We start from the raw sequence: 24,840 nt of genomic DNA on the forward strand, positions 1-24,840 counted from the left end.
GTGATTTTCGTCGTCATTACCCGACTGGAGGAAGCGAAGCTGAAGAGCATCGTTGAAGATTGGGACCCACACGCTTTCGTTGCGATCGGTAACATTCACGATGTGAAGGGCGGACGCTTTAAGAAAAAAGGAATACACTAGCGCAAGGGGACAATTTCTCAGCCTAATGGCTGCGGGGTTCGTCCCCTTTTTTGTTCTTCCAAGCATGGATCAGGTTCGGTGTGCCTTGGTGCGCATATGCTTGAGGACGTCTTCTACGGGCTGGGGAGGAACCTTGTCGATCAAGTCACCTACCTGGTTTAGTCGTTCTTCAATATTCAGCAAATGGTAGTCAAGTGGTGATACATCTTGCCGTACCTCTTCCCATGTTAGCGGAGTGGAGACCGTAGCGCCGGGACGTGCCCGCGGGGTATAAGGAGCGGCCAGAGTTTTCCCCTGATAATGCTGCAAATAATCAAAATAGATGGCTGTTCCCCGATCCTTCTTTAACCGTTCGAGTGTGAACAGATGCGGGTGCTTTTCTGTCACAAACTGTCCAACTAATAGCCCGATGCTGCGAAGTTCGTCGAAGGTTATGCCTGTACGGATCGGAACGATAATTTGTACACCTGTGGCCCCGGAAGTTTTGGGGACGGAATCCAAACCAAGCGAAGCCAGTACTTCACCGACAATAGAGGCTGCCTCCATAATACGTGGCTCCACCTCTCTGGATGGATCAAGGTCAATCATCCATTCACAGGGCAGCTTGCTTCCCGCTTCATGCAGAGAGGGGTGGAATTCCAACGCAGCTTGATTACCAAGCCAGAGAAGTTGTGGCAATTTGCCGAGCACGATATATTCAATACCATCATGCAGAGCGGTTTCAATATAGTCCGGCCGAGGACGTGGGGCATTTTTCTGATAAAAAAAATCACCGTGAATCCCATGTGGCCAGCGGATGACGGTCAGCAGACGATGATGGCAATATTTGAGCAGGAAGGGAGCCAATACCGCGAGCTTGCGAAGATATAGCGCCTTAGTCACGCCTGCTTCAGGCCACAGTGGTTTATCCGGGTTGGTGATAGGAATTTCCTGACCTTCAATGGTAATAGTACCTTTAACAGCTTGTCCCATAATGCTATCCTCCTTTGGCTAACATGCAGCAAAATCTTTATTTACAGGCTGATTGTTGCACTTATAGATCTACATATGGTTTAACATGAACGTGAAGTGCTGAATTTATCCATCAAAGGGATTGACAAGATACATTATGTATCATAAATTTATAATAAAAAATACGATATGTATCTATTAAAGTGTCTTGAGCAGAGGTAGAGGAGGAGTTTGCTTGATTGAAAAGCAAGGCGGAGGGCTGGTATTCCTGTTAAGTGTCCCTCGGAGTGGAAGTTCGCTGCTTACCGCCATTTTGCAAAACCATTCCCGCCTGTTTGCCACACAGGAAATGTGGTTTCTGCTCAGTTTATATGATCTTCCTCAGTCACATGCACGGCCATATGGAGGAACAGGGATACTTCGGCAATTTTTTAAAGGTATGGTTCCCTCCGACGTATTGGAGCAGGCCTCCCGTTCGTATGCACTTGAAATATATAATGGTCTGCTTCAAGGAACTACAGCAGATATGCTTATCGACAAATCCCCGCGTTACTATACGGTGCTGGAATTTATAGACCGTTTATTCCCTGATGCCCGCAGGCTGTGGCTTATCCGGAATCCTTTAGCCATTGTGGCCTCATTCAAAAAGGTCAATCAGCTACGGAATGGACGTTTTCAACTGCTGGAGGAACTGGGGAGTCCGCATTTTAATATGAAAATGACGGATATTACGGTTGGTTTGTTCCGTTATGCTCATTATTTTGCTACACCTCATCCACTTGCATACCCGCTTAGGTATGAACAACTCGTATCCAATCCAACGATGGAGATCGAGAAGCTGTGCGGTTTTCTGGGGATCAAGTATGAGCCGGGGATGGAAAAGTACGGAGACTTTGCGGATACGCCCAAATCCAGTCTTTTTTATAGTATGGGAGCGGGTGATCCATTCGTAGGAGAGCATGAGCAGGCGCATCAGGATTCGGTACATAGCTGGCAACATTTGTTGAGTAAAACGGAAATTGAGCTGTATTGCAGAAGCATTGGGTCCCGCATGTTTAGGCAGCTTGGTTACGCGGAAGCGTTGGAGCAGGCTGAGCAGATGACTGGAGTCCGCTTTGAAGAGGAGCCGGATATAGAGCTGCTGAGTCAACGTACACAACAATTTCTCCAACAAAGCGGCTTTGAATGGAAAGCAGCTTATCGGATGCTGGAAGACCAAGATGCAGATAACAGAGAACTCGTGATAAATGCAACCTGTCATGTTGCACCTCAAGATCCGGCAAGGATGCATTTGGACCAGATCGTGAACGATCGGCGGATCCAATCACTGGAAAACAGGTTGGCACATAGCTATGAGGAGCGGAACCGTCTTATCGCTCAGCTCCAAAGCTATCAACGCCCAAATCAAGGTCTCCGATCTCGCAGCCTCTTTGCCCGTAAGCTCGGGCGCTTGGCGTCTGTAGCGTTATCAAGCATAGGAAAAGAAAAAGGGGGAAGAACGTGAGTGCGATTGCCGGAATCTATAGCTTTGGGCATGAGTCCGTAAGCACCGAAGAAGGCGGGAAAATGATGCAAGCCCTGCGAAAATATCCCGCTGACCGCGTATGCGCTTGGTGCGAAGGCTCTATTTTTTTGGGTTGTCATGCCCAGCATGTGACCCCGGAATCTGTTCATGAGCGTCTTCCCTTCTATGATGAGCTAAGAGATTTGGCAATCACGGCGGATGCGATTATTGACAATCGTTCCGAGCTGTTTGAACGGCTGGGAGTTGAGCAGGAACGGCGGCAAGATATCACGGACAGCGAGCTGATTTTGCTGGCATATGACAAATGGGGAGTGGAAGCAGTCAGTTATCTGATAGGTGATTTTGCCTTTGTCATTTGGGATGCCAAGGAACATCGATTATATGGTGCTCGAGATGTGACAGGAAATCGTACGCTGTACATCTACCAACATGACCGAGGATTCGCGTTTAGCACGGTAGTCGCTCCACTTTTGGCCCTATCCTCTCTGCGAAAAGAACTGCATGAACCGTGGCTGGCCGAATTTTTGTCCATCCGTGCCATGCAGGAATCCGTTGATATCGGAACGACCGCATACAAGCATATAAACCAGCTTCCTCCTGCACATTGGTTCACTATGGAGGAGGGGAAGCGAACCCTTCATAAATATGCATGTCTGGATAAGGTAGAGCCACTGCGGCTCAAAACAGGGGGCGAGTACATAGAAGCTTTCCGCGAGGTGTTCACACAGGCGGTCACTGCCCGACTACGGACGCATCGCGCTGTAGGGGCTGCCTTGAGCGGAGGGCTGGATTCCGGAGCGGTTGCCAGCTTTGCCGCACCATCGCTGCACTTGCAACAAAAGCCGCTGCATGCCTACAGCTATGTGTCTGTTCAAGATTTTACAGACTGGACACCGCCTACATTGCTGGCGAACGAACGAAGCTATATTCAGTCTACGGCTCGCTATGTAGGCAACATTCACGAGAATTATATGGATTTTGAGGGTAAAAGTCCGTTTTCAGAAATTGATATTTGGCTGGAACTCATGGAAGCTCCCTACAAATATTTTGAAAACTCCTTCTGGATCAGAGGTTTTTATGAAAAAGCACAGGAACACAATGTCGGTGTACTGTTAACAGGGGCACGAGGCAATTTTACCGTATCGTGGGGCCCTGCACTTGACTATTATGCCCGGCAGTTTCGTCGTTTGCACTGGTTGCAATCCTTTCAGGGATTGTGGCGGTACAGCAAACTTACGGGCAGGCGTATGTCTCATCTACTCCCTGTGATGTTGAAAAAAGCGACTTCGCTTGAATCTCGTTCATGGCTGCGGCGTAGCAATCGAAGTCCCGTTCCTTCACTGATTCACCCGGAGTTTGCCAAACGGATGCATGTAGAAGATATTCCTGTATTGAGCGGAACAGGCTGGATGAAAAACGCCGATCAGACGAGAAAAGAGAAATTTTCGAATTTGGCGATTGCTAACAAAAATGGTGTGGTCGCGACCAAACTTTCACTACGGTATGGCCTGTGGGAACGTGATCCGACCGGAGACAGCCGAGTGATTCGCTTTTGCTTATCGGTGCCTTTTGAACAGTATGTGCAAAACGGTCGGGACCGTGCCCTCATTCGTACGGCCATGCGTGATCATCTACCTGATGATGTTCGGTTGAACCAGCGGGTACGCGGTGTACAGCCTGCAGATTGGCTACATCGAATGCTTCCTTGCTGGGATACGTTTATGGGAGAGCTTCAACTGATGTGTCATGATTTACGAGCCGCCGAATATCTCAATATTGAGTTTATTAAGACGGCTATGGCGAAACTTCACCACCCCCGCCCTGAGCAGGCGTCTGATCCGAATATACGACTACTAATGCATAGCCTGATCGTGTACCGTTTTCTCTGTAGATTGAACTGATCGAACCTATCCGGTCAGACAGTTCGCCATTCGTTGGAGGGGAGGTGATGAGATGAGTAAAAAAGAATGGCAGGAACCGACGATAGAGGTGCTGGATATTAACCAGACTATGGCGGGTAAAGGCTGGAAACAGATTGACTGGGTGTCTGACCACGATGCCGATCTTCATAATCCAAGCTAACACATGGTTATACATGCAGCCGATGTTGGGCTGGAAGCAAAAAACTGGTCCGATAACGACTGAATGAACGAGAATAGCATAATCCATTGGACTCGTATTCAATACAAAGCCGTCTTTATTTCTTCGGGTTAGAGGTATTGCCCAAGAAATAAAGACGGGATTTTTAAGGACAGAGGAGTGAGTCCTATCGTGCATGACAGGAGTACAAATGTCAGTTGGACGAAATATATAGCCTTTGGACTCAGAATTGCCAGTGAGCTGAATCTGCCTGAGCTGATCCTGGCAGCACCGGAAGCAGTAGAGGATGTAGTCATTCGACAGGCTGATTTAACTGCATGGAGTGGTCAGCTGGAGCAGGCCAATTTTGTGATGCTAGATGAGCGATTTATGTTCCAAATACCAGGCACGGCCATTTATGCCGTCAGGGAAGGCAAGGAGATCGAAGTAAGCATATTCTCCGGGGCCGATCCTGACACCGTGCGGCTGTTTGTGCTGGGTACATGCATGGGTGTTCTGCTGATGCAAAGACGAATATTACCTATTCACGGAAGTGCGGTCGTCATCGGGGGGAGGGCCTACGCATTTGTGGGTGAATCGGGTACGGGCAAATCGACACTGGCTGCTGCTTTTAGGCAGGCAGGTTATCAGATGGTTAGTGATGACGTGATTGCTGTAAAAGCTACGGCTTCCTCAGCCATCGTGTATCCAGCTTATCCGCAGCAAAAGCTGGGGTTGGATAGCTTGCTCCAACTGGAGGCTTTACGGGAGAACAAGCATGCACGCAAAAGAAATAACATACGGTCCCTAACTGATGGCAATTCTGTAATGCCACAATACAGTGATCTGCGTATGCTTGCAGGTGAGCTGAATAAATATGCTGTACCCGCCGTAGATGAATTTTTTAACGATCCGCTGCTCTTAGGGGGCGTATTCGAGCTTGTGGCAGATTCTCCAATCCGTGCGTTGATGCGCGAAGGGGAGCTAGTGGCGGTTACGGAACAGCCCTTGAACGTTCTGGAGTGCTTGCATACATTACTACAACATACATATCGTAGGGTGATTATTCCGCGAATGGGTTTGAGTGAATGGTCGTTTGATACAGCGGCTAGGATGGCTCGTAAAGTAGAGGGCTGGCGGCTGCTGAGGGATAGTTCCGTCTTTACTGCGTCCGAGGTTGTACAACGGGTACTTGATATCATTCGTAAGGAGGAAAAGAGTTATGGCAGCCACTAATTCAGCTAAGGACCATTATCGCGTCATTTACGGTGAAGAGGTCTATGTCAGTGATATGGACGGAGAAAAAGTGATGATGAGCATTAACACTGGTAAATATTATAACTTAGGCTTCACAGGAGGACGAATCTGGGAACTGGCAGAATCCGGTCCTTCACTTGGCGATATCGTAACTGTCCTGACGAATGAATATGAGGTGGACGAGGAACAGTGCAGACAGCAGGTACATACCTTTGTGGCTGAGTTGGAGCGGGAAGGACTGTTAAAGCTTCTACGGGAGTCGGTATAACATGCGGATACAACGGCTTCTTCTCCTGTCTCCAGAGGTCAGGAAATTGTTGCCGGAAGCCTGGCTGGAGCTGGGATGGGCGAGGCTGCGCCAGCGTCGTTCTTTTGGGGATTACTCAAGGGTTTGGGGCATATGTATGGAAGAAACTCCATGGCAGTGTGATGTCAGGCAGGAGAAGTCCATTCAGCAGATTTCGCACGCTGTGGAGCTGGCAAGCCGTTATACTCCTTGGCGCAGTAGTTGTCTTGTACAAGCCGCTGCGGCGATGACGTTGCTGGGGCGCAGAAAACTGGACTGCACGCTGTATCTGGGCACAGCCAAAAATGCCGCTGGACGCTTGGCCGCACATGCATGGGTACGTAGCGGACCGATTTATGTTACGGGGAAACGGGAGATGGAAGCATTTACGGTGGTGGGGATATTCGGGAGACGTGCTGTGATGGCTACAAATACAAAAAAATGAAAGATAAAGGCAGTTCTTTGCTTTAATGCGATGAGACAAGAAGGAGAAGAATGCATGCCCACCAAGTCTGTTTTGGAACTTGCGAATTGGAATGAGGATCAAGAATTAACGTTGTTACTCTCTCTATTGGGGAAAGACGTTTCTCATTGGCAGGATAAGACTGCTGCTACCCAACTGCGTGAGATGGATTGGGTCCGCTTTTTACGTCTGACCGAGCACCATCGAGTGGTACCTACGGTGTATCTCCAACTGAAAACATTGAATCATCCGTTCGTTCCCGCAGAATTGTTGCGAAACCTTCAGGCGCAGTATCATCGAAACACGCTTCGCATGCTCCATCTTCAAGCAGAAGCCGAGCGTCTGACCAGGCTCTTCATAGCTCATGGAATTCGTGTACTTATGTTGAAGGGTCCTGCTCTGGCGCAGCAATTGTACGGGGATGTTTCTCTGCGTACCTCCAAGGATATAGATTTACTCATTGCCCCTGACGATATGGATGAGGCTGAGCATTGGATGAAGGAAGCCGGATATGCGTCCAAGAGCGGAGAAGTGCGTGTCCTTGGAAGTTGGAAATGGAAGGACCATCATGCATCCTACCTCCATCCGCAAAAACGGGTAGAGATTGAGCTGCATTGGCGGCTTCACCCGGATGGGGGTGGGGAACCCTCTTTTGACGAGCTGTGGAACTGCCGGAAAATGGGCAAAGCTGCAGGAACCAGTCGGCAGGTATTGTTGGGACCTGCCGACAACAGGACTGTGATGACGTCCTGTATGTATACGCTTGGCAGCGAGCATCAATTTCTGTACTTGAGCGCGCATGGTGCGCGTCACGGCTGGTTCAGGCTGCGCTGGCTGGTTGACATCGACAGGCTTGCGGTATGTGCTGTCGATTGGGAGGCGCTACTGCCGATGATGCGCCGCTACGGTGGCCTGCCTGCTGGCGGGCAGGCTTGGGCACTCGCCGCTGCGCTGTTGGGTACGCCGATACCGGAGCCGATGCGTCCGGCATCGGCTACCCGGCAGGCGCACAGGCTCGCGCTGAGCGCGCTGGCCTTCATGCAGGCCAGCGTTCCCGCACCGTACCCGATTGCCCACGGGCCGAGTACAGGTAGGCTTGCTCCATCAGAGCTGCTGCATAGCAGAGCTTTGGCGGAGCAAGCGGAGGCCGCCCCTCCGGATGGCGGTGCTTCGGTATGCGGTACCTGTGGCGAAGCAGCCATGCTTGCCACCAGTGGCGTTACTAGCATCACGGAAGATGCCAGTAACGCCGATCATAGCCCGATGAGCACTGCTACCAGTTGTGCCCCCATTACTCCAGCTGTCGCCTCCAGCCAAGTCATGACCAGAAACACGGCGGCTGCCCATCAGCCGGTCAGCCGCACTTACTTGCTTTCCTTAAAAGAGCCAAGACACAGACTATGGTACCTCATCAGCCGTTTGTTTCCTTCTACGGGGGATTCGGCCGTTTTTCCACTGCCTCGCCAGCTGCATTTTTTGTATATCCCTTTACGTCCATTTCTTTGGCTGAAGCGGCGATTTTCAAAGCACTGACTCGATAGAGGATTTTGCAAAAATCCAATAAGCGACTTTCAATGAACAATATATAGATCGAAATGGTCTAGTTCGTCTATATATTGCACTTTGGAGCGACTGGAATCGAATTTTTCAAAATCCTGGATAAGGAGTGTGCATTATGGTTCACCTGCGATTATATATGACAAAGCTGTATAGCGTGAACGGCGGTGCGTTATTTCTCAATATTGGATGTATGATCATTGTCAGCCTGCTGGAGGGTTTTGGCATTTATATGCTTGTTCCTATGCTGGCGGCTATCGGCGTATTTGTTGGTCATTCAGGGATACCATTTCTGTCTGGTGGATTGGAACATTTTTTGCCGTTCATTCCTAAAAGCTGGCTGTTGCCGGGGATGTTGATGGTTTTTATAGTGCTGCTTACAGGGCAGGCTTTGCTTCAGCGTTACCAATCCATCCTGAATTCGCGGATTCAGCAGCGTTTTATGCGCTCTTTGCGAATAGACGTGTACACTTCCTTTATGAAGGCGCAGTGGGCATTTTATTTGCGTCAGCGTAAATCTGATTTTAGCCATGTGATGACGACCGAGCTGGCGCGTGTCAGTCAGGGAACGAATTTGCTTCTTCAACTGACTACTGCTGTCATGTTTACGATGATCCAGATTGCGTTGGCTTTTTGGTTATCCCCCTCTTTAACCGGGCTGGTATTTCTGAGTGGATTGGGGCTGTTTGTCGTGTTCCGCCGCTCCATTCGAAATGCCAAACAATTAGGTGATCGTACCACTGAGCTGTCGCAGGTTTATTTTGCTGGGATTACGGATCACATGAACGGCATGAAAGATATTAAAAGCAATCTGTTGGAAGCGGCGAATATCCATTGGTTTCGCTCCCTGACACAACGCATGGAGGATAATACGACCCAATTTGTCCGGCAAAATGCGACCACACAGTTTTTTCATCGTACAGCGGCAGCTGTTTTTGTCGCTTGTGTCATATTTATATCGCTGCAGTGGCTGCATGTTACTCCTGAAAAACTGATTGTGCTGATTCTTATATTTTCCCGCTTATGGCCCCGATTTGCTCTTATTCAAGCGAGTCTGGAATACATCATGTCTATGATCTCCGCTTTTGAGAGTGTCACCAAGGTGCAACAGGAGTGCGAAGCTTTCACAGATCCGTCATTGATTGTATCCGCATCTGTACGGCAACCCCTGTCCCTTCGTCATGGGATCGAATGCAGCCATCTGGATTATCGCTACGATGGTGCAGCAGAGTCTGCGCTGCGTCAAATTAACTTGTTCATACCCGCTCGGGGAATGACAGCCATTGTAGGGAAATCGGGAGCAGGTAAAAGTACAATGGTCGATGTCCTGATGGGTTTTTTACGTCCAACTGGGGGGCAGATTACAATAGACGGGCTCGTTCTGGACGACGAATTGTTGCTCCAGTGGCGGCAGTCGTTTGGCTACGTGTCACAAGACCCATTTTTATTTCACGCGACTGTCCGCGAAAATTTGATGCTGGCAGATAAAGATGCTAGTGAGCAGCAGCTATGGGAGGCGTTACATTTTGCCGCCGCAGACAACTTTGTATCCAGATTGCCCGAAGGGCTGGACACAGTAATTGGAGATCGCGGGATTCGTCTGTCTGGAGGAGAACGTCAACGGCTAGTATTAGCACGGGCTGTCTTGCATCATCCTTCGGTACTTATACTAGATGAAGCGACAAGTGCGCTGGATGGTGAGCATGAAGCCGCAATTCAGGCAGCACTGGAACGGATGAAAGGTCAAATGACGTTGATCGTCATTGCTCACCGCCTGTCAACCATCAGACATGCGGATCAAATTGTCGTACTGGATCAAGGCGAGGTCATACAGCAGGGGAACTACCACCAACTGGAACAAGAGGAGCGGGGGGCGTTCAGTCAGCTACTATCGTATCAAAGCAGTGTCACCGCCACCCCTTAACCAGACTTTTCTGTAACTCAGCTTAAGTTTCTTTACGTTTGGCAGTGCTTCTTTTCTTTTTGACTGGAGTCGGAGAGATGTTCTCGCCTGCAACAGCCTGCTGTGCTGTTGGGGCCGCTGCTTTACGCGCAGGGCGTTTTTTCGCAGCAGGGCCGGGATCGGTAACGACAGGTTGCACTGCCTCGATGCTGGCCTGAAGGGCGGCCATTAAATCTACTACATTGGTCTGAGGCTGTGTTGGGGCGATTCGCACCTCTTCACCAGCCACTTTATGTTGAATGAGATCCAGAAGACGCTCGCGGTACTGATCCGTATACTTTGCTGCATCAAAAGGTGTAGATAGCTGCTCAATTAGCATTTTTGCCATGGTCAGCTCCTTCTCTTTAACCTCCTCCTGCCCCGGTAAGTTAGGCACTTGAGCAATGGGGCGAATTTCATCGGGGTAAAACATCGTCTCCACCGCCAAACATTCATCCAACACCCGAATAGCCGCCAGGCTGCTTTTAGAGCGGATGGAGATTTGGGCAATCCCGATTTTCCCGGTATCCTTCATCGCATTCATGAGCATCTTATACGCATTGGAGCCAGCTTGATCCGGGGACAGATAATACGTTTTCTGAAAGTAAATCGGATCAATTTCCTGCAAATCCACAAAATCTAAAATAACAATATTTTTATCCGCTTGTCCGCTAACTTGCTCCAGTTCCTCCTTGTCGAACATGACAAATTTTCCTTTTTCATATTCGTATCCTTTTCCAATTTCCTCCCATTCGACCTCCTTGTCACAAACGGGACACTTTCGTACATAGCTAAGTGGGCTTCCACACTCCTTGTGAATATAACGCATGGAAATGTCCTTATCCTCAGTCGCAGAAAACATTTTAACGGGCACATGAACCAGCCCAAAGCTGATCGCACCTTTCCAGACTGTATGCATTACGCCGCTCCTCCTTTTTTTTAATCCGCATTTTGTATCCTTCGATTCCAACGCTCGGCTGTGAGCATACCCATTTTTCACTTAGTATGCTTCGGAGAAAGGAATGTATGAGGTGTAAAGAAAAGAGCAAGCCAACTAATCTGCATTCTGAGGTATGACTACATCGCATAATACAATGATATGAAGTTGTTAAGTTACATTAGTTATATTAAGATAAGGGATAACCAACGATTTTGACATTTTATAAGATGGAGTGTTCATGTCATGAAGAAAAGATCATTAAACTTTATATCTTTTGGATATGGATACTCTACTGCTGTTTTTTTCTAAAATCATTTTTATTGGTGGAGTCTGCCTAAAAATGCTTAGAAGAAACGGTAGAAAAATTTAAAAATGACGAGGTCGATTAAATGAAAAATGAAAAAATAACTAGAAAAAACCCGGCAGGTATGCCGAAACCAGTAGGGAATTACACGCATATAACTAAAGTTCCCAGAAATTCAGAGCTATTCGTAACTTCGGGTCAAGTTGGAGTAGATCAGAATGGCCAATTTCCAGAAAGCTTTAACCTACAAATCAGCAATACTTTTAATAACATTAAATCAGTTTTGGACGCCGAACAATTAACCGCTGACAATATTATAAAAGTAAATGTATGGGCAACTGAGCAGATAGATTGGGATTACATGTATTCCCAATGGGAAAAGTTATTCGGGAATGATTATCCTGCAATGACTATCGGCTATCTTACTGCTCTAGGATTGCCTGAAATAAAAATTGAAATTGAAATTTGGGCAGCTAAAGCATAAAAATAATACGCACCTCATTTATGGGATGGAATCATAGATAGCCCCGGTCTTCGTGAGAAGCTGGGGCTGTTTTATGTTTAAATTCACGAAAAATGTACATCCGTCGTCGCAAGCAAACGCACTAAACGATTACCGAGCATCGCATAGTGATGAGCTATCCGCATCTGCATCCTTCGATTCCAACGCCTTGGCTGTGAGCAAATCATTTTTATGTTTCGTACAAAGGATTTGTATGAGTTGTGAATGAAGACTGCGAATTGCTTCCGCGTGCGCATGGTTACAGCAAGTTTGGTGCATAGTAAGGCATATCCGATTCAAAAGGGGGTACACAATTTATGTCCGGAAAATCCTATCCTCAGCAAATCAGGCATCGTGTGGGTCAAAGCCATATCGCCTTTCGGGGCCCAGCTGGAGGCGAACAGGATGCATTGCCGCCCGAGTTTGCTCTTTCACATGGAATCCGTCCGCCTTTTCCCGTAGCTGTGGCTCATGTGGATTTGGAGGCTGTAGTTTCAACTTCGCCTTCTCATAGCATCCCTTCATTAGACGTTGAACGGATTATAGATGAAGACTAGGTGAACTATATTTCTGAATGAATGCACACAACAACAAACAGGAGGGGAAGAATAACATGAACGTGGAACGAGCAAAAGCTATTTATGATTCATCCGAAAATATTGCCGTACAATTGGATGGTAAACCGATCTGGATTGAGCATGTAGACCAAGCAAACGGTATGGCAACGGTACAGATAGGTAGCAGACCCGGCAATACCCAAACCGTCCGTGTGGATCGTCTGGAAGAACAATAGAAGAGGGGCACCAAACCAGATTTTTCCCATAGTATGGGGTATAGCTTTAGAAAGATCTTGGACAGCTGTAGGCTTTCATCGTAGAATGCTGCTTGAATGGTCCCGCTCCAACCCTAAAAGGCTCGCAATTGCTCAATGAGCAATTAGCGAACCTTATTTGTAATAATAAATGCAGTCGAGGGAACAAGTTAAACGCCAGACAAGTTAATTTGAAGGTGGAGTTGGTTCCTTTACATGACTTTATACTGCAATGGCCTTTAAATGTGGTGAAATCATCAGTTTAGCCTCAGTTGCCAATTGAACGTCTTCCACCGATAAACCCGGCGCAATTTCCTTCAGCATCAGTCCACTACCTGGAATAACATCGATGACAGCCTTTTCGGTTACGATGGTCTTTACAACATTTACAGCGGTGAGGGGTAGTTTACATTGTTCCAGTATTTTCGGCGCTCCATTTTTGTTCACATGCTCCATGGCTACAATCACTCTCTTGGCTCCGACCACCAAATCCATGGCTCCCCCCATGCCCGGAACCTTTTTCCCTGGGATCATCCAGCTTGCAAGGTTGCCTTTCTCATCGACCTCCAGGGCGCCCAACACGGTGATATCCACATGCCCTCCACGGATGATAGAAAATGAAAGCGAACTGTCGAAAAAGCAAGCTCCTTCCATAGTTGTAACATAGTTTCCGCCTGAATCGATACAATCGAGTCTTTCTTTCCCCTGAGTCGCTTTTGGACCTACACCGAGGATTCCGTTCTCAGCCTGCAGCATAATATGAATGTCATCGGGGATATAGTCCACTACCATTGTAGGCAATCCGACACCAAGGTTGACAACTTCACCACTTTTGAATTCCTGGGCTATTCTTCGAGCAATGAATTCTCTGTTATTCATGCGTTTTCACCCACCTTTACAATTGCGTCGACAAATATTCCGGGAACGTTGACATGATTGGGGTCAATTTCACCCGTCTTTACGTATTCGTCTACCTGAGCAACTACATACTCTGCCGCTGTAGCCATAACCATATTGAAGTTACGTGAAGAGCCGTTGATGACAAGATTACCTGCTTCATCAGCCTTATGGGCTCTGATTAGCGCCACATCCGCTTTGAGCGGGAGTTCGAGCAAATATTCCCTTTCATCAATTTCTATTTTCTTTTTTCCTTCCTCTACAACGGTGCCTACACCTACAGGTGTTAAAACCCCGCCCAAACCGGCTCCTCCTGCGCGTATTTTTTCAGCGAGCGTGCCTTGCGGGAAGAGTTGGACCTCAGCTTCTTTCGTCATCAGGAGCCTTCCCGTTTCCGGATTGGAGCCGATATAGGATGCAAAAATTCGCTTTACTCTGCCACTTTTTACAAGCTTATAGATAGATAATTCCGGTGTGCCTGTGTCATTGGAAACAATCGTAAGATTGCTGGCGGGATTGGTGTCGACAAGCGCACGAACCAGCTCCTCCGGAAAGCCTCCTGCCAGAAAACCTCCGACCATCACCGTGTCTCCGTCTTTGACCTTCTTAACTGCTTCTTCAGCGGAGATTACTTTGTTATTCATGGTTCCTTCTCCTTATATATATATTTTTAGGAAAGCAACTTTATTGGAGATAATCATAGAGGACTCTTCCATATGGAAGCGTTAAATCGGCAATAAAATGTTTTCCGCCAATATAAGCTTTTACCGGCAAATCTGCCACAGGAGCGTTGACATGGGGAATCAGGCTTAACCTCGCAGGCCCTGACCAGGCGCCTTTAACCGTAATGTTTTCGAGATTATACGCTACTAACTGAGCGATTTTGGGGGTACCGTCAACATCAGGAATTAATTTCAAATTAACTTGCGTTTTTGCGATGGCTTTAGCCGTTTCTTTTTCATCAAGAATGTTATATTTGAAAGGCATAGTTCCCGTGGCCACCAGGACGTGATTATAATGCAATGTACCCGTTAGCGTCTCCGTTTCCTCCACGCTCAGGCGAGGCTTTGCCCATTTTTTTGGAAATCCCCAGACTTCACGTCCCCCCAGAATAGCAGGCGCGTTATCCAAATACATTTGGGCAACAAAATTGCAGGGTTCTCCATGAAAAGTACACGGAATGACAATACCACTTTCCTCATAGCATCCTAAACCGGAAGAATCGGGCATCTTGATCCATTCATAGGAGACCGTATTGCTTCCATCCGGCTCAAGAGGTTCTGGGACCGCCTGTCTTATCGCAGCGGGATCAGTCTCGTAGGTAATGATAAAAAATTCCCGGTTGATGAAGCGGTATGGTGGGCGCCCGTAGCTGCCGCTAGCCGCAGGCATAGATTGGAGTGAAAGTACATCTTTTTGATTCATAGCGATCTCCCTTCCTTTTAAGAGATAGTTCTAAAAGTCATCCTGAACACGCACTTTAAATGAGAGCATTTTCAACCAGCATCGCTATTCCCATTCCTGTTCCGATGCATAACGAGGCGATACCGTAGCGTGAAGATCTTCGCACCATTTCGTGAACCAACGTAGTCAATATCCTAGCACCGCTGGCACCGACAGGATGCCCGATCGCGATTGCGCCGCCATTGACATTCACTTTGTCCAGACTGACCCCTAGCTCTTTCACTACCGCTAATGCTTGTGAGGCAAATGCTTCATTAATTTCAAAAAGATCAATGGCATCGATGGATATACCTTGCTGCTTAAGAAGTGTCGAAATGGCTTTCACTGGCCCCATTCCCATATATGCAGGGTCAACGCCAACAAGTGAATAACCTTTGATATATGCCAATGGCTTTAATGCATGTTCCTTGCATTTGTCTTCCGACACTACAAGCACGGCGGCCGCGCCATCATTGATTCCTGAAGCATTTCCGGCGGTAACCGTCCCGTTCTCCTTAAACGCAGGTTTTAATTGAGAAAGTTTTTCTTGCGTTGTATTTCCTCTTATGTGTTCGTCCTCTGTGAAAGAAATAGTTTCTTTTTTGGTTTTGATCATGACCGGAACAATTTGCTCTTCAAAAAGCTTTTTGTTTTTTGCTTCTACGGCTTTTAGCTGGCTTTGATAGGCAAATTCGTCCTGTTCAAGTCTTGAAATTCCATATTTCTCGGCAACATTTTCTGCGGTAATTCCCATATGGTAATGGTTGATCGGGCACGTAAGGCCGTCGGCCACTAGGGAGTCTACCAACTCACCGTTGCCAAGTTTGTAGCCGTTTCTTGCATTCCTTAGCAGGTAAGGGGCATTCGACATGCTCTCCATGCCTCCGGCCAAGACGACGTTGCCTTGTTCAGCCAAGATTGAATTGTAAGCTAAAGCAACGGCATGAAGTCCTGAACCGCAAACCGTGTTTATCGTTGTTTCGGGTACATCAATAGGGATACCGGCTTTTAATGCCGCCTGTCTGGCAGGATTTTGTCCATTGCCCGCCTGAAGAACATTTCCCAAATAAATCTGATCAATCAAAGAAGGCTCTAATTTACTTTGCTGAAGGCATGCTGTCATCACGGTTGCTCCCAGCTCGGAAGCGCTTAGAGGCGCAAGGGTTTTGTTAAAAGAGCCGACCGCTGTTCTCAATGGGCTTACTAAAGCTACTTTTTTCATTAAAAACTCACATTCCTTTCGCTGTGTTCAAAACACAATACATCCATGATTGCACTTCAATTGGTAATTTCCGCTCTTAACCTACGAGACAGCGACTGCAAGATACATTTGCTTGCGGGCATATCATGGTGCCTAAGACAGTGAGTGTGACGGTTCGATCGCCTTCCCTCATTGGAAATTAAAACCATTTTTATCATAGTTCTAATGCAGTTTTTGCTCAATGTTCAAATATTTACATATATCTATGTACAGATGTTTATAGGGCCATATACTCCACAATAATTAGGCCATTCTAATGTTTTCTGTTAATTTCTTGATTTTTCTGAAAATCATGATCATAAATTGAATTTTCTGTTAAAAAAGAAAGTTCCAATCCATACGCGAAAAAGTTTTCCTCGCAAATATCATCTAACTCATCGCTGGGAAATAAAAAAAAGCCTCCAGAATGTTCTGAAGACGGATTTGCCTTTCAATATTCATAATCTTCGTTATATTGTGCCAGCTTGCTTCTTGTTAACGGTGTCACTTGAAAGGGCGGTTTTTTCGTATGAACAATAAAAGAAGCCGACTTGCTTGAAAGCAATCGGCTTGGAACATAAAACTTCAACAACTCACGAAAAATGTACATCCGCTGTCGCGAGTAAACGCACAAAACGATTGCCAAGCATCCCATTATGATGCGCTACAATTTGTTCACTGCTCAGCACCTTGCTATCAAATGTACTATGCGCATCTAATACGAGCACGTTGTTCTGGTATCCCAGACTATAGGCGCTTCGGCAAGTCGTGTCGAGGCAAAACTCGGTCTGCATTCCCGCGATTACGAGTTGATCGGCCCCCAGTTCCTTTAGCACATGGCCCAATTCAGTTTGGTAGAAGCTGTCCCAAGATGATTTACGGACAATTCGTTCATGAGGAAGAGGACGCACCACGTCGGCGATGGCCCAGCCTACACTGTTTTCCCGAAAATCCTCATCCGCTTCATCGGTATGCTGTACAAAAATCACCGGTGTACCTGTAGCTCTGGCTTTGTCCAAAAGCTGCTGCAAATGTGCTACAACTTCCTGTTCACGATACAGCTTCTCATCATACATGAACATAGCCTGCTGAACATCAATCATGAGTAAAACGGTTTGCCCCATCGTTTCAATCCCTCCCTGTGTGTATCATCTAACTTACAATAGCATGTCTTCATGCCTTGCGGCGACATAAGGTGAACTATATAATAAAGAACAAGTTGGAACGGTCCGATTCGGACGAAAGGTGATTAAAATATATGACAATTTCGCAGGAGCAGTTTACGTTCCGTTCTGTCTCAGAGGCACAGACCGGGTCATTGGCAGGTTTTTTGGCAGCCAAAGCGGTTCCCGGAACGGTAATTGTGCTGGATGGAGATCTGGGAGCGGGCAAAACTGCTTTTTCCAAGGCTTTTGCCGGCCATTTAGGTGTGCCGGGCATCGTAAATAGTCCAACCTTTACCCTTATTAAGGAGTACGAGGGCCGATTGCCTTTGTATCATATGGATGTGTACCGGATTTCCCAGGACGAGGCGGAGGATCTCGGGCTGGACGAATATTTTTACGGGACAGGAGTATGTCTGGTGGAATGGGGTAGTATTATACCGGATATATTGCCGGAGCAGCGGCTTCACATGTATATAGAAACAACGGATGTCGGGGAGCGCTTGATTCACCTGACCGGGTACGGCGAGCCTTATGAACAATGGTGCCGCAGTTTGCGGGAGAATGGAGTTTGAACCATGCAAAGAGAGCATACAGATGTGAATGTAAAGCCGCGTGAGCGGTTTTTGACGTTAGATACAGCGACGACCGTGATGGCGGCCGCTCTGATGAACGGAAGAGAATTGCTGGGAGAAAGCAACGTCTATGGCGAACGTAATCATTCCGTGCATGTGATTACCGAGCTGGAACGACTGCTGAATGAAGAAGGGCTGACACGAGATGATGTAGACGGTATTGCAGTTGGTGTTGGACCGGGGTCTTATACCGGTATCCGGATTGCGGTGACCGCAGCCAAAACACTCGCTTGGGCCTGGGGTATCCCGGTGACGTCCATATCCACTTTGCATGCTTTGGCGTGGGGTGGTTGGAATCGCGGCATCGAGATGAAGGGACAAGAAGATAAAAATGAGTCTGTGAATAACGGTTCGTCCGGAGCGCAGGCAGCAGACTGGATTGTGCCCGTGCTGGATGCGCGCCGTGGTCAGGTTTACACGGGGCTGTTCGACGTGAGTACAGTTGACGACGTCGAGAGTCCGCAACGGCTGGAGCCAGATGCAATCCGGTTGATGACTGCTTGGACCGATGACCTGCTGCAACGGCTGGAGGCTTTGCCCTCTGAAGAGCGTCCTCCAGTCATTTGGCTAGTCGGTGAAACGGCGGTTCACGCCGAAACAGCCGAGCGCCTGCGTGCTTGGAGCGAGCTTCGTATCGTACCTTATGAGCTGGAAGGAAGATGGGTTGGCCGCCTTGGGGCGGATAAGCTGCTTCGTCAAGAACACGACGAGCTACATACGCTGGTTCCTAATTATACCCAGCTGGCGGAGGCGGAAGCCAATCTGCTTCGCCAGCGCTGAAGAGAGCGGTGAACAACATGGCAAAGAACATACAGCGGGAAGAGAAACTTGAGTTTCGCTTGATGCAACTGAATGATATTCCCGATGTGCTGGAGATTGAGCATGAAGCGTTCACGCTACCGTGGACAGAGGAAGCATTCCGCAATGAGCTGACGATGAATCATTTCGCTAAATATATGATTATGGAACTAGACGGACAAGCCATTGGTTACGCAGGCATGTGGACGATTATGGATGAGGCCCATATTACGAATATTGCGATTCGTGAGGCTTATCGCGGACGTAAGCTTGGAGACAAGCTGTTGGATGAGCTGATGCAGACCGCCTCTTATTTAGGGATGGAACGTATGACGCTGGAGGTGCGGGTAACGAACCAGATCGCTCAAGGCTTGTATGAGAAAAAAGGCTTTAAGCCCGCAGGTGTGCGCAAAGGCTATTATTCGGATAATAACGAGGATGCTGTGATCATGTGGGCGGATCTTCCCGCGCATGGGGCATCCGGTGAACAGGAAGGAAGCGTGCAGAAGCAATGATGCAAGAGGAAAAAGCAGGTACAGGCTCCGCCTCCGGCGAGCCTTGCTATATACTGGCAGTGGAAACGAGTTGTGATGAGACGGCTGTTTCTGTCGTGAAAAATGGCACAGAGGTGCTCTCGAATCTGATTTCCAGTCAGATTGAAACACACAAAGCCTTTGGTGGTGTTGTGCCAGAGGTGGCTTCACGCAAACATGTGGAGAGCATCACCTACATGCTGGACGAGGCCATGCAAACATCAGGAATTACCCCACGCGAGATTTCGGCGGTTGCCGTGACACAAGGACCAGGACTGGTTGGTGCATTGCTGGTTGGTATTGTCGCCGCTAAGAGCGCTGCTTTGGCGTTTAGCAAGCCATTAATCGGGACGCATCATATCGCGGGACATATTTATGCCAATCAGCTGGAGCATGATATCGTATATCCGTGCATTGCTCTCGTTGTGTCAGGAGGACATACAGAGCTGGTGCTGATGGAGTCCGAAGGTCATTTTCAACTCATTGGTCGTACAAGGGATGATGCGGTTGGGGAAGCCTACGACAAAGTAGCGAGAGCCATTGGATTTCCGTATCCCGGCGGTCCGCATGTGGATCGTGTAGCTCATGAATCGGAGGAAGTGGTTACTTTGCCGCGTGCATGGTTGGAGCCGGATTCTTATGATTTTAGCTTTAGCGGTTTGAAATCTGCGGTGCTGAATGTAATTAACCAGACGAAAATGCGCGGAGAAACTGTTCATGTGGGAGCGATCGCAAGAGGCTTTCAAGAGTCGGTCGTCGAGGTGCTGGTGGAAAAGGCGATTCGTGCCATGCGTGAATACGGTGCGAAGCAGCTTCTGCTTTGTGGCGGTGTGGCTGCTAATCGCGGACTGCGTACAGCATTGCGGGAGCGCTGTGAGCGCGAAGGAATCGAGCTGCTTGTACCATCGATGAAATATTGCACAGATAATGCAGCGATGATCGGCGCTGCGGCCTACGCCAAATGGAAGCGCGGGGAATTTACCTCATTGGATATGAAGGCTGATCCAGGGCTGTCTCTGGAAGAATGGTCTGTCCAAACTTAATTGAAGAAGAATGAGCAAGACACGGCACAGTTGAGTCGTGTCTTTTTTGTTCCGCTCCATAACTATCATAAAAATATAAATTCAAGAGGATAAAATACAGGAGTTTGAGCAAATGAATGGCAGCCTCTCATTCACTCGCATTATTCGTCACAATTGTTCACGATTTTTCATGATCCATCAAAAAAATCTGGAATTTTGATATTGCCCGAATAATGATGTGATTTGTCAAGTTGTGAACAAAGTTATCCACATATACCGCTTCGAATGTGGATAACCGAGTCCGAAGCAAGCAGGCTAAGACTTTTTGGAGATAGCAAGTTGGGGGATATGTAACACCTTTAGTTCTTGTGAAAACTGTGGATAATGTGGATAAAAGGGTGGATAAATTTGGTTTTCATTTGAAAATGGCTTTTTATCAATAAAAAAATGGCCTAAAAGGCCATTTTTCAATCTCATTCATACACATAAGCTGTGGATAATCTTGTGTACAAAAATATAGAAGAGGAAAATGTGAAATTTTTAAGGCTAAGATTTTATGCAGTAGTTTTTATTCTTCTAACAGCTCTTCCCAAGAGGTATAGGTTTCAGTCAATTCCTGTTTATGGGTGTCGAGTTGTGCCTGAATATTCTGAAGTGCTGTGTAATCCTGATAAATCTCAGGCAGGGTCATTTGTTCCTCCAGCCCTAAAATTTGTTCTTCCAGCGTTTTGATCTGGTTTTCCAATGCCTCCAGCTTGCGTTGACGGCTACGTTCCTCGCTTTTGGCTTGTTTGTCTGCCGCATAGGTGGCGGCGCGTGATTTGGATGTGGTCTCGTCTGTCACGGATGCAGAGGTAGCCGATGTTTTGCCGCGTGTGGCCTGATTTGCCTCCAGAGCTTCCTGTGCAATTTCCTCTAACTCCTGTTTTTTGGCTACATAGTCATCATAATTCCCCAGGAAATGTTCTATCCCCCCAGGATGCAGCTCGATGACACGTTCCGCCATTTTGTTCAGGAAATAACGGTCATGGGAAATGAACAACAGCGTACCGTCATAGTCCATCAAAGCTGCTTCCAGCACTTCCTTGCTAAACAGATCCAGATGGTTGGTAGGCTCATCTAGAATTAATACGTTGGCTTCGCGCAGCATGAGCTTGGCCAGAGAAACGCGGGCTTTTTCCCCTCCGCTTAATGCAGCTACTTTTTTCAGTACATCGTCACCGCTAAACAGGAAATTACCCAGCACTGTACGAATACGTGCTTCTTCCATATGAGGGTATTCGCTCCACAACTCCTCCAGTACGGTATTGGCGGGGTTCAGGTTCGTCTGCTCCTGGTCATACAGACCGATTTTGATTTTTGTGCCCCAGTGGATGTAGCCAGCAGCAGGTTTAAGTGATCCGGTCAGACATTTGAGCAACGTCGATTTTCCGATCCCGTTCGGACCAATCAGTGCCACGGTATCTCCACGTTTTAAGTCGAACGATGCGTGCTGGAATAAAGGCTTTTTACCTTCATACCCCACAGAGAGGTCACGTACCTCCAGCACTTCCTTACCTGACATATGGGCTGTTTCAAAGGAAAAATGAGCCTTTTTCAAGTCTCCCATGGGCCGATCCATACGCTCCATTTTATCTAACTGCTTGCGCCGACTTTGAGCGCGTTTGGTCGTGGAAGCCCGTACGATATTACGTTGTACGAATGCTTCTAAACGGGCAATTTCTCCTTGCTGCTTTTCGTAATGTTTCAGGTTCGTTTCGTACTCGGCAGCCTTCAACTCCATGTAGCGGCTGTAGTTGCCTGTATATCGGGTAGAACGATGGCGTTCGATTTCAATAATCGTCGTTACCAGTCGGTCCAGAAAATAACGGTCATGTGATACAACCAGCAGAGAACCGGAGTAGCCGCGCAAATAGTCCTCCAACCAGGTCAGTGTTTGAATATCCAGATAGTTGGTAGGCTCATCGAGCATAAGGACATCTGGGGCGAGCAGTAGGATGCGCGCTAGCGCAAGCCGGGTTTTCTGTCCTCCGCTCAGAGTAGCTACAGGCGTCTCAGGTGCAGATGAACCAAAGCCCATGCCGTGCAGCACGCTGCGAATACGGGTCTCCATTTCATAACCACCGTGATCCTTGAACCAGTCTGAACGACGTGCATAGCGTTCCAGCAGATCTGCGTAGCGTTTTTCGTTTTGAGCATTGGCCAGGTCAGCGATGTCCTGTTCCATTTGCCGCAGTTCCCGTTCCGCTTCAATCAGGGGAGTGAACACCAGCATCATTTCCCCCCAGATAGAACGATCAGAATTCAAGCCGCTGTTTTGCGCCAGATAACCGATGCTGGTCTCCTTCGCCTTGAAAATTTGTCCACTGTCATAGGATATTTCACCAGCAATGATTTTGAGCAGGGTCGATTTGCCTGCACCGTTCACACCTACGAGTCCAATACGTTCACGTTCCAATATTTGAAGGTTAATCCCGTCCAGAACGGGCTCAATTCCATAGGATTTAGTAATTCCGGTTACTTGCAATAGCATAGCGTATCGTTCCTCCATTACATTTTGCACAGTTCTACCTGCTTTCTTCGCAGGTACCTTCCTTCCAGTTTACATGAAATTACCCACTATTGCACTGCTTTCACCCTGTAAACCCTTGAGCCGCGTGTAGTCAATTTGTATAAACAATGATAAACTTAAACGAGAAGTGAAAAAGAATGAAAAAAACTTGCAACGTACAGCACTTACTGACAAATGGGACAATAGTAACGTTTTAAAGATTATCGACGATTGTGCGGGAGGGCGGATGTGATGGATGTCTGTGATGTGAAGAACGCGCTGCGTTTGCAGCAACGGGAAGCGCGTGACTCCATGGACCCGCTGACAAGGCAGAAGGCATCGGCTGTGGCCTGTCGGCATGCAATCGAGGCATGGGAGCAGCTTAGAATAGACAGAAACGGAGATAAGCTAACATTATTTAGTTATCTCTCTTTTGGCAGCGAGATTTCGACGACTCCCCTCATTGAGCATTGCTGGTCACAGGGAGATCGTGTCCTGGCCCCAAGAGTGGATCCGGTAACCCGGACTATGGAGCTGAGGGAGATGGATCAGTACGGAGATATTGTACCCGGTATCTGGAACATCCCTGAGCCTGCTTTGACATGCAAGGAATGGTTGCCTGAAATGTGGGCGGGAATTGACTGGGTTGTTGTGCCTGGCTTGGCCTTTGATCGTCGTGGGGGCAGGATTGGTTACGGCGGAGGCTATTATGACCGCTTTACCGTACAGGTAGAGGCAGAGAAGCGTAACAACAGCCACCTAGGTCCGCTTTATGTCTCGCTGCTGCTGCCGGGACAATTGCTGACACAGGTGCCCATGGAGCCAAGGGATTTGCGAGTGGACGTGCTGTTTACTCTGGATGGACGCTTAGATTGTGATTATGCAAAATTGACAAATGATGAATGAAGTAAAGTTGGGTATGTGAAAGGAGCTGTGAGGGAGTCGTGGATTCCTTTACTCATTTTAACGAACAGGGACGGGCTCGGATGGTAGATATTTCGGGTAAAACGTCTACGATTCGTACAGCAGTTGCCGTGACTCAGATTACGATGAATCCGGCTACATTGACGGCTGTAAAAGAAGGAAGAATCGGCAAGGGTGATGTTCTTGCTGTGGCCCAGGTCGCAGGGATTCAAGGTGCGAAAAAAACGTCAGACTGGATACCGATGTGTCATCCACTGGCCCTGACAGGCGTGAACATTACTTTTTCCGATAATGGACATGATGTGCTTCATATTGAAGTTGAAGTGAAGACCGAAGGTAAAACAGGTGTAGAAATGGAAGCTTTGACAGCGGCTTCAGCCGCAGCGTTAACCGTGTATGATATGTGCAAGGCGCTGCAAAAAGATATGATCATCGGCCCTACCATGCTGCAATCCAAAACAGGTGGCAAGCATGGGGATTTTCAAAGGGAGGACCACCGGGAACCTTGACATAGACAACATTGTCGCCGAGAGGGTACTGTGATGTGATGGAGGATGCAGCGCGGCTGTTTCTGATTTTCAGAAGAGAAAGTATTCTTTCATGATAGGAGAAGGGTGATCTTATGGTGTGGAAAACGGCGATCCTAACAGCCAGTGATAAAGGGGCAAGGGGAGAGCGTGAGGATACAAGCGCACAGGTCATCCGGGAACTCATCGAAGAAGAACTGGGCGGAGAGATTGTGGAATACCGGATCGTTCCCGATGAACCGGATGAAATTATTGCAGCTTTAATCGAAATGACCGATTATTTTCATGCAGACCTGGTACTAACTACGGGCGGAACTGAGCTGGCGATCCGTGATGTGACACCCGAGGC

27 protein-coding genes are annotated in these 24,840 nt (G+C 47.8%); 19 read left to right on the forward strand and 8 right to left on the reverse strand.

Features of this window, described 5'->3' with window-relative positions:
* Positions 1-141: DUF2179 domain-containing protein (locus tag GRP75_RS08025; protein WP_160789042.1), on the forward strand; the 141-nt coding region annotated here is incomplete at its 5' end.
* Between the two features lie 69 nt (positions 142-210).
* Here GRP75_RS08025 and ligD read toward each other — a convergent pair.
* Complete coding sequence (gene ligD, locus GRP75_RS08030; protein WP_013309189.1) at positions 211-1,113, reverse strand: non-homologous end-joining DNA ligase; 903 nt, start codon at positions 1,111-1,113, stop codon at positions 211-213.
* A 214-nt stretch (positions 1,114-1,327) separates the two neighbouring features.
* Here ligD and GRP75_RS08035 point away from each other — a divergent pair, with 214 nt between their 5' ends.
* The 8 genes from GRP75_RS08035 to GRP75_RS08070 all read left to right on the forward strand — a co-directional run bounded on the left by GRP75_RS08035 (position 1,328) and on the right by GRP75_RS08070 (position 10,183).
* Positions 1,328-2,596 carry a sulfotransferase family protein gene (locus GRP75_RS08035; protein ID WP_160789043.1) on the forward strand — a complete coding sequence of 423 codons (1,269 nt, stop codon included), beginning with the start codon at positions 1,328-1,330 and terminating at the stop codon, positions 2,594-2,596.
* Complete coding sequence (locus GRP75_RS08040) at positions 2,593-4,518, forward strand: asparagine synthase-related protein (RefSeq protein ID WP_160789044.1); 1,926 nt, start codon at positions 2,593-2,595, stop codon at positions 4,516-4,518. Before GRP75_RS08035 ends, GRP75_RS08040 begins: the two co-directional genes overlap by 4 nt.
* A 52-nt stretch (positions 4,519-4,570) precedes the next feature.
* Entirely contained in the window at positions 4,571-4,699 is a 129-nt protein-coding gene (locus GRP75_RS08045) for a paeninodin family lasso peptide (RefSeq protein WP_023987454.1), read from the forward strand.
* A gap of 189 nt (positions 4,700-4,888) precedes the next feature.
* Complete coding sequence (locus GRP75_RS08050) at positions 4,889-5,932, forward strand: dephospho-CoA kinase (protein ID WP_160789045.1); 1,044 nt, start codon at positions 4,889-4,891, stop codon at positions 5,930-5,932.
* Positions 5,919-6,221 carry a lasso peptide biosynthesis PqqD family chaperone gene (locus GRP75_RS08055; RefSeq protein WP_053324868.1) on the forward strand — a complete coding sequence of 101 codons (303 nt, stop codon included), beginning with the start codon at positions 5,919-5,921 and terminating at the stop codon, positions 6,219-6,221. Before GRP75_RS08050 ends, GRP75_RS08055 begins: the two co-directional genes overlap by 14 nt.
* Before the next feature lies 1 nt (position 6,222).
* On the forward strand, positions 6,223-6,684 hold the full coding sequence (locus GRP75_RS08060; protein ID WP_069080884.1) for a lasso peptide biosynthesis B2 protein: 462 nt from the start codon (positions 6,223-6,225) through the stop codon (positions 6,682-6,684).
* A 54-nt stretch (positions 6,685-6,738) separates the two neighbouring features.
* Positions 6,739-8,235 carry a nucleotidyltransferase domain-containing protein gene (locus GRP75_RS08065; protein WP_160789046.1) on the forward strand — a complete coding sequence of 499 codons (1,497 nt, stop codon included), beginning with the start codon at positions 6,739-6,741 and terminating at the stop codon, positions 8,233-8,235.
* A gap of 142 nt (positions 8,236-8,377) precedes the next feature.
* Complete coding sequence (locus tag GRP75_RS08070) at positions 8,378-10,183, forward strand: ABC transporter ATP-binding protein (protein WP_160789047.1); 1,806 nt, start codon at positions 8,378-8,380, stop codon at positions 10,181-10,183.
* Between the two features lie 22 nt (positions 10,184-10,205).
* On the opposite strand, the gene ku is transcribed toward GRP75_RS08070, so the two are convergent.
* Positions 10,206-11,120, reverse strand: coding sequence for a non-homologous end joining protein Ku (ku, locus tag GRP75_RS08075; protein ID WP_160789048.1), 915 nt, complete (start codon positions 11,118-11,120; stop codon positions 10,206-10,208).
* Positions 11,121-11,530: 410 nt separating this feature from the next.
* Between ku and GRP75_RS08080 the strand changes: the two genes are divergently transcribed.
* The 3 genes from GRP75_RS08080 to GRP75_RS08090 all read left to right on the forward strand — a co-directional run bounded on the left by GRP75_RS08080 (position 11,531) and on the right by GRP75_RS08090 (position 12,740).
* A complete protein-coding gene (locus GRP75_RS08080) occupies positions 11,531-11,929 on the forward strand; it encodes a RidA family protein (RefSeq protein WP_023987460.1) in 399 nt (132 codons plus the stop codon).
* Positions 11,930-12,264: 335 nt separating this feature from the next.
* Entirely contained in the window at positions 12,265-12,504 is a 240-nt protein-coding gene (locus GRP75_RS08085; protein ID WP_160789049.1) for a hypothetical protein, read from the forward strand.
* Between the two features lie 56 nt (positions 12,505-12,560).
* Positions 12,561-12,740 (forward strand): H-type small acid-soluble spore protein, encoded by a 180-nt coding sequence (locus tag GRP75_RS08090; protein WP_023987462.1) that lies wholly within the window; start codon positions 12,561-12,563, stop codon positions 12,738-12,740.
* Positions 12,741-12,980: 240 nt separating this feature from the next.
* Here GRP75_RS08090 and GRP75_RS08095 read toward each other — a convergent pair whose 3' ends face one another.
* The 5 genes from GRP75_RS08095 to GRP75_RS08115 form a co-directional block, all read right to left on the reverse strand.
* The gene (locus tag GRP75_RS08095; RefSeq protein WP_160789050.1) at positions 12,981-13,637 is read right to left on the reverse strand and encodes a 3-oxoacid CoA-transferase subunit B; all 657 of its coding nucleotides are present in this window, start codon (positions 13,635-13,637) and stop codon (positions 12,981-12,983) included.
* The gene (locus tag GRP75_RS08100; RefSeq protein ID WP_160789051.1) at positions 13,634-14,299 is read right to left on the reverse strand and encodes a CoA transferase subunit A; all 666 of its coding nucleotides are present in this window, start codon (positions 14,297-14,299) and stop codon (positions 13,634-13,636) included. The genes GRP75_RS08095 and GRP75_RS08100 overlap by 4 nt, the downstream gene beginning before the upstream one ends.
* Positions 14,300-14,339: 40 nt before the next feature.
* The gene (locus GRP75_RS08105) at positions 14,340-15,080 is read right to left on the reverse strand and encodes an acetoacetate decarboxylase (RefSeq protein WP_061829615.1); all 741 of its coding nucleotides are present in this window, start codon (positions 15,078-15,080) and stop codon (positions 14,340-14,342) included.
* Positions 15,081-15,135: 55 nt separating this feature from the next.
* A complete protein-coding gene (locus tag GRP75_RS08110; protein ID WP_160789052.1) occupies positions 15,136-16,320 on the reverse strand; it encodes an acetyl-CoA C-acetyltransferase in 1,185 nt (394 codons plus the stop codon).
* Positions 16,321-16,931: 611 nt separating this feature from the next.
* Entirely contained in the window at positions 16,932-17,462 is a 531-nt protein-coding gene (locus GRP75_RS08115) for a cysteine hydrolase family protein (protein ID WP_028543084.1), read from the reverse strand.
* A gap of 134 nt (positions 17,463-17,596) precedes the next feature.
* On the opposite strand from GRP75_RS08115, the gene tsaE reads away from it, so the two are divergent.
* The 4 genes from tsaE to tsaD are packed head-to-tail and all read left to right on the forward strand — an operon-like array spanning position 17,597 to position 20,510.
* Complete coding sequence (gene tsaE, locus GRP75_RS08120; protein ID WP_023987468.1) at positions 17,597-18,076, forward strand: tRNA (adenosine(37)-N6)-threonylcarbamoyltransferase complex ATPase subunit type 1 TsaE; 480 nt, start codon at positions 17,597-17,599, stop codon at positions 18,074-18,076.
* 3 nt (positions 18,077-18,079) lie between these two features.
* Complete coding sequence (gene tsaB, locus GRP75_RS08125) at positions 18,080-18,916, forward strand: tRNA (adenosine(37)-N6)-threonylcarbamoyltransferase complex dimerization subunit type 1 TsaB (protein ID WP_160789053.1); 837 nt, start codon at positions 18,080-18,082, stop codon at positions 18,914-18,916.
* 17 nt (positions 18,917-18,933) lie between these two features.
* Positions 18,934-19,449: a ribosomal protein S18-alanine N-acetyltransferase gene (gene rimI, locus GRP75_RS08130; RefSeq protein WP_023987470.1), complete on the forward strand. Its 516-nt coding sequence runs from the start codon at positions 18,934-18,936 to the stop codon at positions 19,447-19,449.
* Positions 19,446-20,510, forward strand: a complete 1,065-nt coding sequence (tsaD, locus tag GRP75_RS08135) for a tRNA (adenosine(37)-N6)-threonylcarbamoyltransferase complex transferase subunit TsaD (protein WP_160789054.1) — start codon at positions 19,446-19,448, stop codon at positions 20,508-20,510. Before rimI ends, tsaD begins: the two co-directional genes overlap by 4 nt.
* A gap of 547 nt (positions 20,511-21,057) precedes the next feature.
* Here tsaD and GRP75_RS08140 read toward each other — a convergent pair.
* A complete protein-coding gene (locus tag GRP75_RS08140) occupies positions 21,058-23,022 on the reverse strand; it encodes an ABC-F family ATP-binding cassette domain-containing protein (RefSeq protein ID WP_160789055.1) in 1,965 nt (654 codons plus the stop codon).
* Between the two features lie 270 nt (positions 23,023-23,292).
* Between GRP75_RS08140 and GRP75_RS08145 the strand changes: the two genes are divergently transcribed.
* The 3 genes from GRP75_RS08145 to GRP75_RS08155 form a co-directional block, all read left to right on the forward strand.
* A complete protein-coding gene (locus tag GRP75_RS08145) occupies positions 23,293-23,946 on the forward strand; it encodes a 5-formyltetrahydrofolate cyclo-ligase (protein ID WP_160789056.1) in 654 nt (217 codons plus the stop codon).
* A gap of 38 nt (positions 23,947-23,984) precedes the next feature.
* Positions 23,985-24,473, forward strand: a complete 489-nt coding sequence (gene moaC / locus GRP75_RS08150) for a cyclic pyranopterin monophosphate synthase MoaC (RefSeq protein WP_013309211.1) — start codon at positions 23,985-23,987, stop codon at positions 24,471-24,473.
* A gap of 113 nt (positions 24,474-24,586) precedes the next feature.
* A partial coding sequence (locus GRP75_RS08155) for a MogA/MoaB family molybdenum cofactor biosynthesis protein (protein WP_237448959.1) occupies positions 24,587-24,840 on the forward strand: 254 nt, incomplete at its 3' end.

Source organism: Paenibacillus sp. OT2-17 (assembly GCF_009827695.1).
Lineage (GTDB): Bacteria > Bacillota > Bacilli > Paenibacillales > Paenibacillaceae > Paenibacillus > Paenibacillus polymyxa_B.